An 18,458-nucleotide genomic window follows, 5' to 3' on the forward strand; every position below is an offset into this window, starting at 1 on the left:
GTCAAAATGGCCGCCAGCGCTTATCCATCAAGCGCTGGCAGCTATGCTTTTTGAAGCACCCTCCGATCTTTCAGATCTTTGAGAGTGCCTGGCCGGCGGGGCTGAAACCTCCCGCGACGGCCCGGAAAAGAGGGGGCCGCCGCCCCCTTATCCACCTTTAGATTTCAGGGTCGCTCACGACAATGGCATGGCACCAGCCGTCGTCATGCCACCATGGAATCCAGCCAAGACAAAAGCCTCCCCGCGTCAGAGCGCAAGCTGCAAAAAGCGCGCACCGACGGTCAAGGCGCGCGCTCGCGGGACCTGTCCCACTTGGCCATTCTGGGCGCTGGGGCAGCCTGCATGCTGCTGCTGGCCCCCGAACTCATGAACCGCATGATGCTGGCCATGAGCCAGCAACTGGCCTTTGACGCCGCCGTGGTCATGTCGCCTGCCCAGATGCTTACCCGCCTGTCAGACATGGTGGCCATCGGGGTGGTGGCCAGCGCCGTGTTTGCCATCCTGACCAGCAGCGCCGCGCTGGTGGCGGCCATCGGCGCCGGGGGCTGGATATTTAGCCTGAAGCCCATCACGCCACAGTTCAACCGGCTCAACCCGATCTCCGGGTTGGCCAACCTGTTCTCCAAACAGCAAATGGCGAACGTGGCCAAGATGGTGCTGCTGACGGCCATCATCACCTACGTGGCCTGGAAGTTCATGGGCAACAGCATCGAGCAGGTGGCCATGCTGGTGCTGCAGCCCTCCCCGCTCGCCATCAGCCAAGTGGCCGACTGGCTGACCGCTGGCGTGAGCCTGATGCTGCTGGTGGTGTTTCTTGCAGCGCTCATCGATGTGCCGCTGCAGGCGTACTTCTTTAAAGAGCGGCTCAAGATGTCGCACGAGGAAGTGAAGCAAGAGCACAAGGAATCCGACGGCAACCCGCACACCAAGGGCCGCATCCGCCAGAAGCAGCGCGAGATTGCAGACCGAGCCAGCGTGGGCGCCGTGCCCAATGCCGATTTTGTGGTGATGAACCCCACCCACTACGCCGTGGCCCTGAAGTACGACGACAAGACCATGAGCGCTCCCCAGGTGATTTCGCGGGGCACGGACCTCACCGCATTCCGCATCCGCGACCTGGCCAAGCAGCACGGCGTGCCCGTGCTGCAGTCCCCCATGCTGGCGCGTGCGCTGTACGCCCATGCCGAGCTGGACCAGGCCATTCCCGCCACGCTGTACACCGCCGTGGCGCAGGTGCTGGCCTATGTGTACCGCCTCAAGGCCGCCATGCGGGGCGAAGGCCGCATGCCCGACGCGATGGTTGACCCGTACGTGCCTCCCGAACTCGATCCGCTGAACCGCACCCCGGTGCAAGGTGCCCAAGCATGAACAACTCCGTAAAGTCTCTGCAGCAATGGGCGGGCGCCCACTCGGGCGCCCTGCAAGGCATGTCGGCCCCGCTGCTGGTGGTGGCCATTCTGGCGTTGATGGTGCTGCCCATCCCGCCGTGGATGCTGGACGCGTTCTTCACGCTCAACATCGCGGTGGCGCTGATGGTGATGATGGTGGCCGCCTACATGATCCGGCCGCTGGACTTCGCGGCGTTCCCCTCGGTGCTGCTGCTCACCACGCTGATGCGGCTGTCGCTGAACGTGGCCTCCACCCGTGTGGTGCTGCTGGAAGGCCACCAGGGCCCGGGCGCTGCAGGTGCGGTGATCGAGGCCTTCGGGCACTTTTTGATTGGCGGCAACTTTGCCGTGGGTCTGATCGTGTTCGCGATCCTGGTGGTGATCAACTTCGTGGTGATCACCAAGGGCGCGGAGCGCATTGCCGAAGTGTCCGCGCGCTTCACGCTGGACGCCATGCCCGGCAAGCAAATGGCCGTGGACGCCGATCTGAACGCGGGCCTGATCGATGAGAAGGAAGCCAAGCGCCGTCGCGCCGAAGTGGGCGAGGAAGCCAACTTCTTCGGCTCCATGGACGGCGCCTCGAAGTTCGTGCGCGGCGATGCGATTGCCGGCATCCTGATCCTGATCATCAACATCGTGGGCGGTTTCGCCATCGGCATGCTGCAGCACGGCCTGTCTGCCGGGCAGGCAGCCGACAGCTACATCCTGCTGGCCGTGGGCGACGCGCTGGTCGCACAGATTCCGGGCCTCTTGATCTCGGTGGCAGCCGCCATGGTGATCTCGCGCGTGGGCAAAGAACACGACATGGGCCGCCAGATTGTCGAGCAGCTGTTCATGTCGCCCCGCGTGCTCGGCGTGACGGCCGGCATCCTGGTGCTGCTGGGCCTCATCCCCGGCATGCCGCATCTGGTGTTCCTGAGCATGGGCGCGCTGCTGGGATACGTCGCCTGGCTGATGCACGAGCGGCAGAAGGTACCGCCGCCGGTGGAAGCGCCGCCAGCCCCGGTCAGCGATGGCGAAGCCACCTGGGACGACTTGCAACCCGTGGACCTGCTGGGCCTGGAGCTGGGTTACCGCCTCATCAGCCTGGTGGACAAGAGCCGCCAAGGCGACCTGCTCACCCGCATCAAGGGCGTGCGCCGCAAGTTTGCGCAGGAGGTCGGCTTCTTGCCGCCCGCCGTGCATGTGCGCGACAACCTGGAGCTCAAGCCCAGCGGCTACCGCATCACGCTGCGTGGTGTGGTGGTAGGCGAAGGCGAGGCCTTCCCCGGCATGTTCCTGGCCATCAACCCGGGCGGCATCACCACGCCGCTGATAGGCACGCCCACCACCGACCCGGCCTTCGGCCTGCCCGCGCACTGGATCGACGACCGGCAGAAGGAAGCCGCACAAATGGCTGGTTTTACCGTCGTTGATTCCGAAACCGTGATGGCCACCCATTTGTCACACTTGATGCAAGTGCAAGCCGCCAAGCTTCTGAGCCGCACAGAAACCCAGCAGCTGGTGGAACACGTGGCCAAACTGGCCCCCAAGCTCATCGAAGAAGTGGTTCCTAAAATGGTCTCCATCGCAACGTTCCAGAAGGTGCTCCAGCTGCTGCTGGAAGAGTCTGTGCACATCCGCGATATCCGCACCATCATCGAAACCCTGGCCGAACATGCCGGTAGCGTCTCCGACCCCGTCGAGCTGGCCCGCCGCGTGCGCATTGCCCTGTCGCCAGCCATCGTGCAGCAGATCTACGGCCCCTCGCGCGAGCTCAACGTCATCGCCATCGAGCCGGGTCTGGAGCGCCTGCTGGTGCAGGCCCTGGGCAATGCCGCGGGCCCGGCGCTGGACCCAGGCGTGGCCGACATCCTCACGCAAAAGGCAGCCGAAGTGGCCATGAAGCAGGAGGAAATGGGCCTGCCCGCCTGCCTGCTCGTTCCCGATCAGATCCGCAACGCCATCTCCCGCCTGGTGCGCCGCGTCGCGCCCCGCCTGCAGGTGCTTGCGCACAGCGAAATCCCCGAGACCCACACCATCCGCATTGGGCCGATCCTTAAAGGTGCATCAGCATGAACATCAAACGCTTTACCGCCCCAACCTCTCGGGAGGCTTTGGCCAAGGCGCGCATGGCCTTTGGCGACGGCACATTGATCCTGTCCAACCGCCCCACCGCCAATGGCGTGGAAGTGGTGGCCACGGCCGAGGACACGCTGTCTGCGCTGGACGGCGGCAGTGCAGGCGGTGCATCGTCGTCCACACCGCCCCTGCTGGCACCGCAGCCTGCCCGCAGCAGCGCCGCGCCGCGCGCCAGCATGGCCGCTGCGTCCTCGCTGGGCCGCAACCCGGTGGAAGAGGACACCGAGCAGCTGGCCATGAGCACACTGTCGTTCCAGGACTACGTGCGTGAGCGCATGCTGCGCCGCCGCCACGAGGCGCTGCACGGCAGCGCCGAGCCGCAGACGCTGTCGGAGCGCAGCCGCGACCAGGAGCCCGACCGTGAACGGAGCCTAGACCGTGAGCGCGAGCGCATGGCCGCCCCCGCCGTGGTGCGCCACAACCCGCTGCGCACCATCCCCATGGACATCCCGCCCGAGCCGCCCCGCCGCCGCCAGGACGCTGCAGCGAACAGCGCCAGCCTCGCGCAGTCGAGCAGCAACCAGCAAAGCGTGATGAACGAACTACACGCGATGAAGGAGCTGATCGAGGACCGCTTCAACACCCTGGCCTGGCTGGGCCAGGCGCGGCAGGACCCGATCCAGTCCAACCTGATGCTCAAGATGATCCGCGCGGGCTACTCGCCCTCGCTGGCGCGAGCCGTGCTGGAGCGCATGCCTGAAGACCTGTCGGCTGGCGAATCGGTGCGCTGGCTCATGGACGTGCTGGAGCGCAACCTCAAGACCGATCTGGCCGAGCCGCCGCTGTACGAACAAGGCGGCATCTTTGCCATGGTGGGCTCCACCGGCGTGGGCAAGACCACCACCACAGCCAAGCTGGCCGCGCTGTGCGCGCGCATCCACGGCCCCGGCAGCGTGGGCCTGATCACGCTGGACACCTACCGCGTGGGCGCGCATGAGCAGCTGCGCACCTACGGCCGCATGCTGGGCATCGTGGCGCACCTGGCGCACGACCGCGCTGCGCTGCAAGACCTGCTGGGCCTGCTCAGCGGCAAGAAGATGGTGCTCATCGACACCACCGGCGTGGCCCCGCGCGACCCGCGCAAGCGCGACATGCTGGACGTGCTGGACCTGCCGGGCGTCAACCGCCTGCTGGTGCTCAACGCCGGCTGCCATGGCGACACGCTGGACGACGTGCTCACCGCCTTCAAGACCGCAGGCACGCACGGACCTGTTCCGCAGGCCATCCTCTCCAAGGTGGACGAGGCCGTGAAGCTGGGCCCCGCGATTGACGCTCTGATCCGCCACCAGATGGTGCTGCGCGGCGTGACCAATGGCCAGCGCGTGCCCGAAGACTGGGAACGCGCCGACGCACACAAGCTCATTTCCACCTCCATGCGTTCGCCCGCCAAATCGGCGTTCGACCCCAAGGCGGCGGACCTGAACTTCTTTTTCTCGCACTCGCCCGACACCGTGGCGGACAGGGGGCTGGTCGATGCTTGATATCGGATTCCACCAGGCCGCAGGCCTGCACAGCTTCACTCCGCAGGCCGACCTGCGCGTGGTGGCCGTGGCCAGCCAGGACAACAGCCCCACGGGGCTGGAGGCCCTGTGGCAGATCTGCGCCAGCCTGCAGCGCCTGGGCTACCCCGTGGTGGTGCTCGACGGTACTGCGCAGGAGACCGACGACTCCCCCGGCCTGCTGCACCTGCTGCAGCAGGCGTCGTGGCGCGACGATGTGCAACTGAACCTGGGGGCCACGGCCTCCTCGCTGGCCGTCATCCCGGCCGCGCGCGGCATGCTGCGCATGAGTCGTGCGGCCGAGCGCAGTGACGCCGCGCCGCTGCACAGCCTGCTGCCCTACTTCAGGACCTATGGCATCGTGGTGCTGCACGCCCCGGCCGCCACGCTAGGACCCCTGCTCACGCACACGGCCACCGTGCCGCTGGTGGTGATGGGCGACGGCGCCGCCGGAGTGATGAGCAGCTACAAGAGTCTCAAGCAGATCGCGGTGGACACCGGCCTGCCCTGCATGGTGGCCGCCCTGCTGCGCGGCGCAGGCGCCGCCGAACGGCGCAAGACCAAGTCGGCCCTGCTCACCCTGCAGGGCTGCGCAGAACGCCACCTGGGCGGCCCCGTGCGGACCACCACCATCGCCACGCAGAACCCCCAGGAGCTTCAGCGCCTGGCCTTGCAACTGCTGGAAAATGCGGGCACCATCGCTGAGTCGCTGCCCGCGTTGCACTCCTTTGCCCCCAAGGGCAGTTCCGCACACCTTGTACGGAGTCACTGACGTTCACCCGGTGCATCACACGCTCACTATGTACACCGCCAAAGGCCAGCTTGATCGTGACGCGATGATCCGCCAGCATGTTCCGCTGGTCCGCCGGATCGCGCACCACATGATCGCCAAGCTGCCTCCCAATGTGGAGCTGGACGACCTGATCCAGGTCGGCATGATGGGCCTGGCAGAAGCCTTGTCGCGTTACGAAGTGGCGCAGGGCGTTCAGTTTGAAACCTTCGCCACCCAGCGCATCCGCGGCGCCATGCTCGATGAACTGCGTGAAGGCGACTGGATGAGCCGCAGCTCGCGCAAGAGCCAAAAAGACATTGAGCACGCCGTGCAGCGCCTGGAGCAAAAGCTCGGCCGCAGCCCGCTCGAATCCGAAATTGCGAGCGAGATGGGCCTGAGCCTGGCCGATTACCAGAGCCTGCTGGGCAAGGTGCGCGGCACGCAGCTGGTGTACCTGGAGGACATGACCCATGGCAACGAGGACGATGACGGTTTTCTGGACCGCCACGTGGCAGATGCCGACGCCGACCCGCTGGAACTGCTGCGCGACCAGCGGCTGAAGATGTCCCTCGTCAACGCCATCAAGAGCCTGCCCGAACGCGAACAACACATCATGGGCATGTACTACGAACATGACATGAACCTCAAGGAAATCGCCGCCGTGCTGGGCGTGACCGAATCGCGCGTGTGCCAGCTGCACAGCCAGTCCATCGCGCGGCTGCGCGCCAAGATGCGCGCGCATTGAGGAACCTGTTCAAGCCCCCTGAGTCGCCTGCGGCGCCTTCCCCCACAGGGCGACACCAACCATGGCCTGGCGAAGCCAGTTCCAAGGTGGCGCTGGCGGGGCCTCAGGTCGGTGTTGAACGGCGCCCTGCGCTGCGCTAGTTGGTCAGATACGCTACAGAAAGAAGAGCTGCTAGCGCTTGATGGATAAGGACTTCAGATGAAAAACATCTGAATCCCTTGATCTTCAAGCGCTAGCAGCTCTCTTTTTTGGAGCATCGCCCCAAACTGTCATCGGTGCAGCTCTTAACCCGCTGCCTTGTAGATCCGCGCGGCGCCATTGCCGGGGCGCGCGCCGTAGGTGCTGGTGTCTGTGGGCGGGAGCACGGTGGCCACCTGACGGTCGGTCAGGGCGGCGACGCGCGCCAGGTTGTCGCGCTGCATGGCGACGCTGTCGCTTACGGCCTGCAGGCGCTGGGCGACAGAGGGAGGAAGAGATGTGCGGTCGGTGCGCCCCAGCACCTGGGCCAGGTCGGCGGCGGCGTTGCGTAGCGCGGTGCCACACCGCTCCAGCGCGGGCGCGTCCGTGGCCAGCAGGGCGGCCGAGACGGCCTCGACCTGTTGTTCAACATGGCTCAGCGCAGATTCCAGGTCCATGCAGAGGCTTCAGAAATGGGGTGGAGGTGCCGAGAAAAGGACGGGTTCAACCGCGCGAGCGGGCCAGGATCTCCTGGGCGTTGGACAGCATCTTGTCGGCAATGGCGTCGGCATCCACCGAGAACGTGCCGTTTTCAATTGCGGTGCGCACGGCCTTGACCTTGCCGGCATCGAAATCGCCTGAAGTGCGGGTAGCTTGGTCAAGCCCCCGGACGGAGCTGGAAACCGTGACAGGCACACCGGCGGCCGACGCGGCCACGGCGTCCTTGGCGGCTCCTTCAGCGCGGGCTGCAACTGGGCTTTTGGCGGGCTTTGCCTGCCCGGTTTGTGCCAGCGCGGCCGGGAGTTCCGGTTTTTGACCTATCTTCATCGCTCTCTCCATTGCCCCGCATCATGTGGGGCACAGTAGCAATGTTTTCGACGCATTTGCCGGCGACTTTAGCCATTTATCGTGGCTGCGTCATCAAAGTGCGACCTCTACTGTTCCATCGGCACCCACAATTCCAGCAATGATTCGGCCATTGTTCATGCGGATGCGCACAGTTTCTCCAGCACCCGCTGCTGCCAGCGCCTGTCCGGCGGCCGTGACGGCATAACCTGGCCCCTGCGCCACCACCTTGACCTGGGCGCCGGCGCGGAATAGCTGGGGTGCGCGCACCATGTTCTGGCGCAGCGCCTGCCCCGCCACCAGCTGGCGCGATGCGACCTGCCCCACCCACTGCTCGGGGTTGGCCACCACGGCATTGGTGTCTGCCGCCCAGTCCACCTCGGACTCGGTGGCGTCGTTGGCCGTGAGCACCGCGCCCGGCGCCACGTTGCTGGTCAGCACCCAGGCCGGGCCATACGCCTTGACGGTCACGGGCAAGAACACGTTCCAGGCCGTTGCGCCCTGCACGCAGCGCAGGCCCAGCCGGGTGCGGCCCCACAGGCGCGCGCCCACGGGCAGGTAAGGCTCCACCCGCGCGCAGGGCGCCAGGCGCAGGCGCGGGTCCAGGTTGCCCACGCTCACCTCCATGCGCAGCGGCATGCCTGCAGTCTGGTTGCGGGCAACGGCATCGTCCAGCCAGCGCTGGGTGATGGGGGCGAGGTCCGCAGCCGGGTCGGCCGCGGCATCTTGGGCTGCGGCCGGGCCCGCCAGCGCGGCGGCACCCAGGGCCAGCAGCGCAAGCGCACTGCGCAACATGCGCGCGTGCACCACCCAATGCGGGGCGCCCGCAATGTGCGGCGAGCGCAATGCAGAAAGAACAGAGGAAAAACGATGGCGCATGGCTGGCCTCCAGGGCACGCATCCCGGCTGCCACCGGGCAAGGATTGGGAGGGACGGGCATGTCAACGGGCAGGGCAGATGCCATTCGACCCCTGGAACTATAGGCAGTCGGCCGCCGGGCAAAGCCCAAAACTGCGCACCCATTTCCGCGTTCTTCGCGCTTTAGAAAAATGCCGCGATTTCCATAATCGAGCCACGCCGGAAACCGCCTGCAAGCGAGACACCGGCGCCCTTGCAACCCACGGCGTGAGGCCCCCATGCTCGACAAGATGACCAACCGGCTGGACTTCCACGGCACCGCACTGATTCTGCGGGCCGAGCGCCAGCGCGCCATCGCCAGCAACATCGCCAACGCCGACACGCCGGGCTATGTGGCCCGCGACTTTAAGTTCAGCGACGCGCTGAGCGAAGCCACCGCCACCCGCAGTGCGGGGGCCGATGCCGCCTCCGGCAGCACTATCTCCGGCGTCACACGCCAGGTGCTGTCGGGCGTGGTGGGCACGGCCGGTGCCACCGACCCACGCCACATCCCCGTACCCGTCACGCGCAGTGGCGGCTCCGCCCTGGATGCTCGCGGCACGCTGGGCTATGCCGTGCAGACGCAGCCCTCGCTGGACGACAACTCGGTGGACATGAACCGCGAACGCGCCGCCTTTGCCGACAACGCCGTGCGCTACGAAGCCACGCTTCGCTTCATCAACGGCAACGCCAAGACCATGCTCAGCGCCATCCAGGGCCAGTAAGCCGCCCGCGCAGACTGAGAAAAGAAAGAAAGCGAGACCCGCGATGTCCATGTTCTCCATCTTCAACGTGTCCGGCAGCGCCATCAGCGCGCAGTCGCAGCGGCTCAACGTGGTGGCCAGCAATCTGGCCAACGTGGATGCCGTGGCCGGGCCGGACGGCCAGGCGTACAAGGCGCGGCAGGTCGTTTTTCAGACGGAGCCGATGGGCGCCGACAGCTCCGCGGGCGTGCGCGTGAGCGGCGTGACCGAAAGCAATGTGCCCGGCCGCCGCGTGCACGACCCCAGCCACCCGTCCGCCGATGCCGAGGGTTATGTCAACCATTCCAACGTGAACGCGGTGGAGGAGATGGTCAACATGATCTCGGCCTCGCGCTCGTACCAGAACAACGTCGAGGTCATGAACACGGCCAAGACCTTGTTACTCAAGACCCTGCAGATGGGCCAGTAAACAGTCACACCAGGTGCCACCATGATCTACGGCGTCAGCAACAACACGACCACCACCACCGACACGTCGGCCTCCAAGACCAACTCGGCCAGCGACGCCGAGGGCGCGCAGGACCGGTTCCTCAAGCTGCTTGTAGCCCAGCTCACGAACCAGGACCCGATGAACCCGCTGGACAACGCGCAGATGACCTCGCAGATCGCGCAGATCAACACCGTCACCGGCATCCAGCAACTCAACTACACCATGCTGGGCATTGCAGAGCAGTTCAATTCCATGCAGATGCTGCAGGGTGCCTCGATGATCGGGCGCGATGTGGTGACCGAAGGCGACAAGCTGTCCGTGGACGAAGGCGTTGGCAGCGGCATGTTCGAGCTGAGCGGCGCGGCCGCGGATGTGAAGGTCGAGATCCTGACCGCCGGCGGCCAGCTGGTGGGCACGCTGGACCTGGACACAAAGACCGCCGGCCGCCACAGCTTCGAATGGGACGCCAGCAAATACGCCGGCAGCACCAGCGACCTGCGCTTCAAGGTCACCGCGCTCAACAGCAAGGGCGTGGCGGTGGAAAGCACGCCGCTCGTGCAGTCGCGCGTCACGGGCACGGGCAGCAGCGGCGGGCAGCTGACGCTGGACCTGGCTGGTGGCGGCACGGTGACCTACGACAAGGTCAAGGCTGTCCTGTAAGCACACCGCACGGCCGCTGCACCGCACCCCTTTGTTTTTTTCACACCCCCCCTGCACACCCCGCACCCCTCTCGCTTCCCTAGGAGAACACCATGAGCTTCCAGCAAGGCCTTTCGGGCCTGAACGCATCCAGCAAGAACCTGGACGTGATTGGCCACAACATCGCCAACGCGAACACCGTCGGCTTCAAGGCCTCGCGCGCCGAGTTTGCCGAGATGGTGGCCTCGGCCATCGGCTCGTCCGGCGGCATCAATGCCGGGATTGGCGTGGAAGTGGCGGACGTGGCCCAGCAGTTCTCGCAGGGCAACCTCACCATCACCGGCAACAGCCTGGATGTGGCCATCAACGGCAACGGCTTCTTCACGCTGCTGATGCCCGACGGCACCTCGGCCTATACCCGCGCCGGCAACTTCAAGCTGGACAAGGTGGGCAACATGATCACCAACGACAACGCCAAGGTGATGGGCTACCCGGTGGACCCCAACACGGGCCTGCGCACGGGCACCAACCCCATTCCCATGGTGTTCCCCACCACCGAGCCCATTCCGGCCCGGCAGACCACCACGATCACCGCGTCGTTCAACCTGGACGCCCGCGCCACCGATGCCGCAGGCGACCCTGCCGCCACCCCGCCCGTGCCCGCCACGCCGCGCGCCACCTATGGCACGTCGATCAACGTGTACGACAGCCAGGGCGTGGCCAAGCCGGTGAACCTGTACTTCCAGAAGACCGCGACCGACAACACGTGGGACGTGTACGACCAGCTCGACGACCCGCTGGCCGTGCCCCCCGTGGTGGCCACGCCCATCGGCCAGATCACCTTTGACAACAACGGCGCCATCACCGGCCCCGTGGCCGCACCGCCGGCCACCGGCTTCTCGCTGCCACTGACGGTGAGCCCCACGCCGCCCAACCCCAACAACCTGCCCGACTACGACGTGGAGATCAACCTGAGCGGCGTGACGCAGTTCGGCACCAAGTTCGCGGTGTCCAACCTCAGCCAGGACGGCTACACGGCCGGCGAGCTGACGGGCATCAACGTCGAGAACAACGGGATGATCATGACCCGCTACTCCAACGGCGTGACGCGCGCCGAGGGGCAGCTGGCGCTGTCGAGCTTCCGCAACACGCAGGGCCTGGCCTCCATCGGCGGCAACAACTGGGCCGCGACGTTCGAGTCCGGCCAGCCCGTGGTGGGCGCTGCCACCGACGGCAACTTCGGCTCGCTGCGCTCGGGTGCGCTGGAAGACTCCAACGTGGACCTGACGGCCGAGCTGGTCAACATGATGACCGCCCAGCGCGCCTACCAGGCCAATGCGCAGACCATCAAGACGCAGGACCAGGTGATGTCCACCCTGGTGAATCTGCGCTGATCGGCCACGCACCAGATCACGCATTGATTTCAACCAAAAACAGCCTCTAGCGCTTATCCATCAAGCGCTATCAGCTATCAAAACAGAAGCACACGGAGTAACCTGCCATGGACCGCATCATCTACACCTCGATGACCGGCGCGAGCGCGGCCGCGCACCGGCAGGCCGTGCTGTCCAACAACCTGGCCAACGTGTCCACCAACGGCTTCCGGGCCGAGATGTCCACGTTCCGCTCGGTGCCCATTCAGGGCGACGGCGCCAAGACCCGCGTGTTTGCGCTGGAGGCCACTTCCGGCCACGTGAACACCCCCGGCCCCGTGCAGCGCACCGGCCGCAACCTGGATGCCATGGCCATGGGCAATGCCTGGTTTGCCGTGCAGGGGCTGGACGGCACCGAGGCGTACACCCGCGCCGGCATCTTTGAAGTGTCGGCCCAGGGCCAACTGCTCACGCCCACCGGCCTGCCGGTGCTGTCGGACGGCGGCGCGCCCATCGACGTGCCGCCGGGCGCAGAGATCAGCCTGGGCTCGGACGGCACAGTGACCGCCAAGGTGCCCGGCCAGGCCGCGCAGCCCGTGGGCCGCATCAAGCTGGCCACGCCCACGGCGGAAGACCCGCTCAAGCGCGGCGACGACGGCCTGTTCCGCACTGCCTCGGGCGACCCGATTCCCAACGACGCCAACGCCCGCATGCTGGCCGGCGCCGTCGAAGGCTCCAACGTGAACCCGGTGGAATGCATGGTGGGCATGATCGCCGCGTCCCGCCAGTTCGAGCAGCAGATCAAGCTGCTGCAGACCGCCGAAACCGCCGACAAGGCCGCCAGCCAGCTGCTGAGCCTGAACGGCTAACCCCGAGCATCCGCAGCGCCACCGCCTCAAGGAAGAAGCACCATGATCAATTCCCTCTGGATCGCCAAGACCGGCATGTCCGCCCAGCAGACGCAGCTCGACGTCATCTCGCACAACCTGGCCAACGTGTCCACCACCGGCTTCAAGCGCAACAACGCGGTGTTTGAAGACCTGATCTACCAGAACCTGCGCCAGGTGGGCGCCAACAACGACGAGCAGAACCAGTTGCCCACCGGCCTGCACCTGGGCCTGGGCGTGCGCACCGTGGCCACCAGCCGCAACTTTGTGCAGGGCAGCCTGCAGGAGTCGAAGAACAGCCTGGACGTGGCCATCAACGGCAACGGCTTTTTTGAAGTTACGCTGCCCGACGGCACCATCGGCTACACGCGCGACGGCTCGTTCCAGATCGACGCGCAGGGCCGCATGGTCACCTCCAGCGGCCTGCCCGTGGCCAACGGCATCACGGTGCCGGCCAATGCCACCAGCATCAGCATCAGCACCGAAGGCGCGGTGTCCGCCATCGTGCCCGGCAACACGCAGCCCCAGCCGCTGGGCAATCTGGCCATGTCCAGCTTTGTCAACAACGCGGGGCTGGAGCCGATTGGCCAGAACCTGTTCAAGGAATCGGCCGCGTCGGGCCAGCCGCAGCAGGGCACGCCGGGCACCAACGGCCTGGGATACATCCGCCAGGGTTTTCTGGAATCGTCCAACGTGAACGTGGTGGAAGAGCTGGTGACCATGATCCAGACGCAGCGCGCGTACGAGATGAATTCCAAGGCCATTCAGACCTCCGACCAGATGCTGGCCAAGCTGGCACAGCTGTAACCACCACCGCGCAATCCCAGGGTGACTGCCATGAAGACATTGATTCGCCGCCTGTGCGTCCACACCACGGTGCTGGGCGCCGCCATCATCAGCGCAGGCTGCGCCAGCCTGTCGCCACCGCCGCCGGTGGACATTCTGCCCACCACGCCGCCGCCCCTGGCCGCCGCGCCGCGCACACCGCCACCCGTGACTGGTGGCCTGTTCCACACCGCCAGCTACCGGCCCGCGTTTGAAGACCGCCGCGCGCGCCTGGTGGGCGACAGCGTCACGATCCAGATCATCGAGAACGTGACGGCCAGCCAGAAGTCTTCGTCCACCGTGGACCGCACGTCCGAAATCTCCGCAGGCGTGAGCGCCCTGCCCTTCACCAGCAAAACCTTCACCGACAAGCTGGGCGTGGGCGCCAACTCCGGCAACACTTTTGCTGGCAAGGGCGGCACCGAAAGCGCCAACACCTTCCAGGGCTCCATCACCGCCACCGTGGTCGACGTGCTGCCCAACGGCCACCTGATCGTGGCAGGCGAAAAGCAGATCGGCGTCAACCAGAACGTGGACGTGCTGCGCTTCTCGGGCACCATCGACCCGCGCGCGCTGCAGCCGGGCAGCATCATCGCGTCCACCCAGGTGGCCAACGTGCGCGTCGAGTCGCGCGGCCGCGGCGCGCAGAACGAGGCGCAGGTGATGGGGTGGATGGGGCGGTTCTTCAACACCATCACGCCGTTCTAGAGAGGCCCACCCTGAGGCGCTTCGCGCCTTCCCCTCTCTCTACGCGCTGCGCGCTACGGGAGGGGGACGCAGCCAGCGCGGCGGGGTGGCCCTTGCGCGGCTGCCCTCGCTGGGGCCGCGCCTGTGCGACGGCAGTGCCGCCATCAAAAATGATAGCTTTCAGCGCTTATCCATCAAGCGCTGGAGGCTGTTTTTATTCAAATTCTCTTCTCTCCCTTGGCACGCTGCGCGAGTGCCGCAAAAAGCCGGTGAACCGGCTTCTTTTTGGGTTTTAGTTCTGCGCGGGGCCGCCCACAATCGGTGGCATGAAAGCCCTGTCTCCCACCTCATTCCAACGCCATTTACGCGCCCTGTGGCTGCCGCTGGTGGTGATGGTGGCCGCCGTCGCCTCGGCTGCGCCCGCTCACGCCTTGCGCATCAAGGAAGTGGCCGCCGTGCAGGGTGTGCGCACCAACCAGCTCACGGGCTACGGCTTGGTGGTGGGGCTGGACGGAACGGGCGACCAGACAACGCAAATGCCCTACACCACGCAGGCCATGGCCAACTATCTGCAGCAGATGGGGATCAGCCTGCCGCCGGCCGCGGCGGGGCAGCTGCAGCTCAAGAACGTGGCGGCCGTCATCGTCACGGCACAGTTGCCGGCCTTTGCGCAGCCCGGCCAGATGATCGACGTGAACGTGTCGTCCATGGGCAATGCCAAGTCGCTCAAGGGCGGCACGCTGATCGCCACGCCGCTGCGCGGCGCCGACGGCGAGATCTACGCCCTGGCCCAGGGCAACATGGTCGTGGGCGGTGCGGGCGCCTCGGCAGGCGGCAGCAAGGTGCAGATCAACCACTTGAGCGCCGGCCGCATTCCGCAGGGCGCGCAGGTGGAGCGCGCCGTGCCCACGCCGCTGAACGAAGGCGACACCATCACCCTCGGGCTCAATGCCTCTGATTTTCAAACCGCGCGCCGCGTGGCCCAGGCCATCAACGGCAAGCTGGGCAACGGCCTGGCTACCGCGCTGGACGGCCGCACGGTGCAGGTGCGCGCGCCCATGGACCCCGGTGCGCGCGTGGGCTTCATTGCCGACCTGGAAGAGCTGCCACTGGAATTCACTGCGCCCTCTGCCAAGGTGGTCATCAACGCCCGCACCGGGTCGGTGGTGCTGAACCAGGCTGTCACGCTGGGCCCCTGCGCCATCGCACACGGCAACCTGTCCATCACCATCAGCTCCACCCCCGTCATCAGCCAGCCCAACCCGCTGTCGCAAGGGCAGACGGTGGTCACGCAAAAGAGCGAGATCACCATCAACCAGGAGCCCGGCAACGTGATCCAGATGCCGCCTTCGCCCCAGCTGGCGGACGTGGTGCGCGCCCTCAATTCGCTGGGCGCCACACCGGGCGACCTGCTGGCCATCCTGCAGGCCATCAAGGCGGCCGGCGCGCTCAACGCCGAGCTGGAAGTGATCTGACCGGGAGGCGCACCCATGGCCATCAACCTGCCCTCTTCGTCCCCCACCGCCAGCACGCAGAACGCGCTGGCGGTGGACATCCGCTCGCTGAACGCGCTCAAATTCGAGGCGGGCACGGCCAACAGCGCCCAAGTCACGCGCGAGGCGGCCAAGCAGTTCGAATCGCTCTTCATGCGCGAGCTGATCAAGAGCATGCGCGAGGCCACGATGAAGTCCGGCCTGATGGATGGCGAGCAGGCCAACCTGGGCCAGGACCTGCTGGACCAGCAGCTGTCGGTCAGCATGTCGGGTTTGCAGGGCGGGTTGTCTGAAGCGATCGCGCGCCAGCTCTCGCGCCAGATGGGCGGCGCGGCCGATGCAGAGTTTTCCGTGCCTTCGACCCTGAGCCTGGAGCGGCGCTTCAACCTGCCGCGCAGCACGGCGCCAGACGCTGCCACCAGCGGCGCCAGCACCACCGCCCCCGTGCCCAAGGGCCGCGAGGGTTTTGTGCAGCACCTCACCGGCACCGCCGACCGCGTTGCGCAAGAAAGCGGCATTCCCGCCAGCTTCATGCTGGGCCAGGCCGGCCACGAAACCGGCTGGGGCAAGAGCGAGATCCGCCACAAGGACGGGACCACCTCGTACAACCTGTTCGGCATCAAGGCCGGCAAGGGCTGGACGGGCAAGGTGGCCGAGATCACCACCACCGAATACATCAACGGCAAGCCCCAGAAGGTGACCGCCAAGTTCCGCGCCTACGACTCGTATGAAGAGTCTTTCCGCGACTATGCGCGCCTCATCAAGGAAAGCCCGCGCTACGAGAAGGCCGAGTCCGTCGCCCAGTCCGGCTCGGCCATGGCCTATGCCTCGGCCCTGCAAAAGGCCGGCTACGCCACCGACCCGGAGTACGCAAAGAAGCTCACGGGCGCCATCAACAGCGTGCTGCGCACCCAACGTGCTGCTCAGGCATGAAAACGCGAGGTAAGCCATGAGCCTGCTCAACGTCGGCGCCCGCGCCCTGCTGGCCAACCAGGTGGCCCTGCAGACCGCAGGCCACAACATTGCCAACGTCAACACCCCCGGCTATTCGCGCCAGACGGTGCAGCTGCAGACGGTGCAGGGCCAATTCACTGGCGGCGGCTACATCGGCCAGGGTGTGGATGTGAACACCATCCTGCGCAACCAGAGCGAGCTGCTCACGCGCCAGGCGGCCACGGCCGGATCGGTGCAGGCGGCCGACATCGTGCGGGCGGAACGCCTGAAGCAGCTGCAGGAGATCTTCAGCGGCGGCACGGCCGGGCTGGGCGCCGCCATCAACGACATGATGAACGCGTTTGCCGATGTGGTGAGTTCGCCCACCGACATCACGGCGCGCAACGTGGTCCTCACGCGCATGGACGAGACCGCTGCACGCATGCGGTCGTCCGCAGAGCAGCTGCAGGAGATTCAGTACAGCATCACCGAGCAGCTGGCCAGCAGCATGACGGCGGTGAACAGCCTGGCGCAGCAGATTGCCGGCGTGAACGAGCAGATTGCCCGCGCACGCGGTAACGGCCAAAGCCCCAACGACCTGCTGGACCAGCGGGACCAGCTGATCCGCGACATCAACAAGTACGTGCAGACCACGCAGATCCCGGCGGACGACGGCACGATTGGCCTGTTCGTGGCCGGCAGCCAGCCCCTGGTGCTGGGCACCACGGCCACAGCCCTGTCGGTGGGGGATGCGAGCGCGTTCCCGGGCAGCGGGCAGCTCAAGCTGTTCTTCAACCGCCCCGGCGCCACGCCGATCGAGATCGACGAGAACACGCTGGGCGGAGGCTCGGTGTCGGGCCTGCTGCGCTTCAACAACAACGACCTGGCCGAGGGCCGCAACCTGCTCGGCCGCATGGCCATGGCCATCGGCATGACGATGAACGAGCAGCACAAGCTGGGCCTGACGCTGGACGGCCAGCTGGGCACTGACCTGTTCGCGCTGCCCACCAGCATGCCGGGCATGACCAGCGGCGGGGCCGTGGGATCGGTGAGTTTTGCCAACCCCACGCAGTTTTCCGCATCGGACTACGAAATCCGCTTTACCACCGGCACGGCCGGCCAGGTGGTGCGCCTGTCCGACGGCAAGGCCACCGCGTTCACCGACATTGCCAACCTGGCCACGCTGGAGATCGACGGGCTCAACTTCAACCTCACCACGGCCGGTGTGCCGGGCGAGCGCATGCTGTTCAAGCCCTTCAGCACCGCTGCGGCCAACATCAAGGCGCTGGTGTATTCGCCGCGCGACCTGGCTGCTGCCAACCCCATCAACGCGGCCATGGGCAGCACCAACGGCGGATCCCTGCAGCTGGTGAACCTGCGGGCCACGGGCAACCCGGCGCTGACCTTGCCGCCCCCCACAGGCGTGCAGCTTTCGTTTGCCGCGGGGCCGCCGCTCACGTACACGGTCACGGGCTCGACCACACCGCCTTCGGGCTCCACCGGGCCCTACACGCCCGGCCAGCCCATCAACATCGACGGGTGGGAGATTACGCTGCAGGGCACGCCCAACACCGGCGACACCGTGACGGTGGGCAATGCCACCGACGCGCAATACGGCGACTACTACACACGCAACGCGGGCAATGCCAACGCACTGATGGGCCTGCGCGACGTGAAGATGTTCGACAACGCGACGATGAGCGACGGGTATGCAGGTGCCATCGCCCAGGTGGGCACACGCACCCAGAGCGCCACGTTTGCAGCCGAGCTGTCAAACACCATCGCCGCCAACCTGGAGCGGGACCGCACCGCCATCTCGGGCGTGAACCTGGACGAAGAGGCCGCAAAGCTGATCCAATACCAGCAGGCCTACCAGGCATCGGCCAAGATGATCCAGATCGCGCAGAGCATTTTTGATTCGCTGATCCAGGGCCTGGGCCGCTGAGCGCTGAGCGCCAGAAGCACCGCCCGCGCAGGAGAAC

Annotated in this window: 18 protein-coding genes; 15 read left to right on the forward strand and 3 right to left on the reverse strand. The window is 66.3% G+C overall.

What is annotated here, in order from left to right:
* Nucleotides 1–213: 213 nt before the first annotated feature.
* The 5 genes from ACK4HJ_RS17845 to ACK4HJ_RS17865 are packed head-to-tail and all read left to right on the forward strand — an operon-like array spanning nt 214 to nt 6,525.
* A complete protein-coding gene (locus ACK4HJ_RS17845) occupies nt 214–1,368 on the forward strand; it encodes a flagellar biosynthesis protein FlhB (RefSeq protein WP_409834055.1) in 1,155 nt (384 codons plus the stop codon).
* The gene (gene flhA / locus ACK4HJ_RS17850) at nt 1,365–3,446 is read left to right on the forward strand and encodes a flagellar biosynthesis protein FlhA (protein ID WP_409834056.1); all 2,082 of its coding nucleotides are present in this window, start codon (nt 1,365–1,367) and stop codon (nt 3,444–3,446) included. The genes ACK4HJ_RS17845 and flhA overlap by 4 nt, the downstream gene beginning before the upstream one ends.
* Nucleotides 3,443–4,990, forward strand: a complete 1,548-nt coding sequence (gene flhF / locus ACK4HJ_RS17855) for a flagellar biosynthesis protein FlhF (protein WP_409834058.1) — start codon at nt 3,443–3,445, stop codon at nt 4,988–4,990. The genes flhA and flhF overlap by 4 nt, the downstream gene beginning before the upstream one ends.
* Nucleotides 4,983–5,780, forward strand: coding sequence for a hypothetical protein (locus tag ACK4HJ_RS17860; protein ID WP_409834059.1), 798 nt, complete (start codon nt 4,983–4,985; stop codon nt 5,778–5,780). Before flhF ends, ACK4HJ_RS17860 begins: the two co-directional genes overlap by 8 nt.
* 28 nt (nt 5,781–5,808) lie before the next feature.
* On the forward strand, nt 5,809–6,525 hold the full coding sequence (locus tag ACK4HJ_RS17865; RefSeq protein WP_409834061.1) for an RNA polymerase sigma factor FliA: 717 nt from the start codon (nt 5,809–5,811) through the stop codon (nt 6,523–6,525).
* A 284-nt stretch (nt 6,526–6,809) separates the two neighbouring features.
* Here the strand turns inward: ACK4HJ_RS17865 and ACK4HJ_RS17870 are convergent, their stop codons facing one another.
* From ACK4HJ_RS17870 to flgA, 3 genes are all read right to left on the reverse strand, one after another.
* Complete coding sequence (locus ACK4HJ_RS17870; protein ID WP_409834063.1) at nt 6,810–7,160, reverse strand: hypothetical protein; 351 nt, start codon at nt 7,158–7,160, stop codon at nt 6,810–6,812.
* 46 nt (nt 7,161–7,206) lie between these two features.
* A complete protein-coding gene (gene flgM, locus ACK4HJ_RS17875; protein ID WP_409834065.1) occupies nt 7,207–7,530 on the reverse strand; it encodes a flagellar biosynthesis anti-sigma factor FlgM in 324 nt (107 codons plus the stop codon).
* A gap of 93 nt (nt 7,531–7,623) precedes the next feature.
* The gene (gene flgA / locus ACK4HJ_RS17880; RefSeq protein WP_409834117.1) at nt 7,624–8,343 is read right to left on the reverse strand and encodes a flagellar basal body P-ring formation chaperone FlgA; all 720 of its coding nucleotides are present in this window, start codon (nt 8,341–8,343) and stop codon (nt 7,624–7,626) included.
* A gap of 341 nt (nt 8,344–8,684) precedes the next feature.
* Here flgA and ACK4HJ_RS17885 point away from each other — a divergent pair, with 341 nt between their 5' ends.
* The 10 genes from ACK4HJ_RS17885 (at nt 8,685) to flgK (ending at nt 18,421) form a co-directional block, all read left to right on the forward strand.
* Complete coding sequence (locus tag ACK4HJ_RS17885) at nt 8,685–9,170, forward strand: flagellar basal body rod protein FlgB (protein WP_409834067.1); 486 nt, start codon at nt 8,685–8,687, stop codon at nt 9,168–9,170.
* Between the two features lie 43 nt (nt 9,171–9,213).
* A complete protein-coding gene (gene flgC / locus ACK4HJ_RS17890; protein ID WP_409834070.1) occupies nt 9,214–9,618 on the forward strand; it encodes a flagellar basal body rod protein FlgC in 405 nt (134 codons plus the stop codon).
* Between the two features lie 21 nt (nt 9,619–9,639).
* The gene (locus ACK4HJ_RS17895; protein WP_409834072.1) at nt 9,640–10,299 is read left to right on the forward strand and encodes a flagellar hook assembly protein FlgD; all 660 of its coding nucleotides are present in this window, start codon (nt 9,640–9,642) and stop codon (nt 10,297–10,299) included.
* 92 nt (nt 10,300–10,391) lie between these two features.
* Complete coding sequence (gene flgE / locus ACK4HJ_RS17900) at nt 10,392–11,672, forward strand: flagellar hook protein FlgE (RefSeq protein ID WP_409834073.1); 1,281 nt, start codon at nt 10,392–10,394, stop codon at nt 11,670–11,672.
* 107 nt (nt 11,673–11,779) lie between these two features.
* Complete coding sequence (gene flgF / locus ACK4HJ_RS17905) at nt 11,780–12,520, forward strand: flagellar basal-body rod protein FlgF (RefSeq protein WP_409834075.1); 741 nt, start codon at nt 11,780–11,782, stop codon at nt 12,518–12,520.
* A gap of 42 nt (nt 12,521–12,562) precedes the next feature.
* Complete coding sequence (gene flgG, locus ACK4HJ_RS17910) at nt 12,563–13,345, forward strand: flagellar basal-body rod protein FlgG (RefSeq protein ID WP_409834077.1); 783 nt, start codon at nt 12,563–12,565, stop codon at nt 13,343–13,345.
* Nucleotides 13,346–13,375: 30 nt separating this feature from the next.
* Nucleotides 13,376–14,071: a flagellar basal body L-ring protein FlgH gene (locus ACK4HJ_RS17915; protein ID WP_409834079.1), complete on the forward strand. Its 696-nt coding sequence runs from the start codon at nt 13,376–13,378 to the stop codon at nt 14,069–14,071.
* Nucleotides 14,072–14,376: 305 nt separating this feature from the next.
* Entirely contained in the window at nt 14,377–15,525 is a 1,149-nt protein-coding gene (locus tag ACK4HJ_RS17920) for a flagellar basal body P-ring protein FlgI (protein WP_409834080.1), read from the forward strand.
* A 15-nt stretch (nt 15,526–15,540) separates the two neighbouring features.
* Entirely contained in the window at nt 15,541–16,476 is a 936-nt protein-coding gene (gene flgJ / locus ACK4HJ_RS17925; protein ID WP_409834082.1) for a flagellar assembly peptidoglycan hydrolase FlgJ, read from the forward strand.
* A gap of 16 nt (nt 16,477–16,492) precedes the next feature.
* Nucleotides 16,493–18,421: a flagellar hook-associated protein FlgK gene (flgK, locus tag ACK4HJ_RS17930; RefSeq protein WP_409834083.1), complete on the forward strand. Its 1,929-nt coding sequence runs from the start codon at nt 16,493–16,495 to the stop codon at nt 18,419–18,421.
* Nucleotides 18,422–18,458 lie beyond the last annotated feature (37 nt).

Source organism: Acidovorax sp., from assembly GCF_046294525.1.
Taxonomy (GTDB): domain Bacteria; phylum Pseudomonadota; class Gammaproteobacteria; order Burkholderiales; family Burkholderiaceae_C; genus Acidovorax.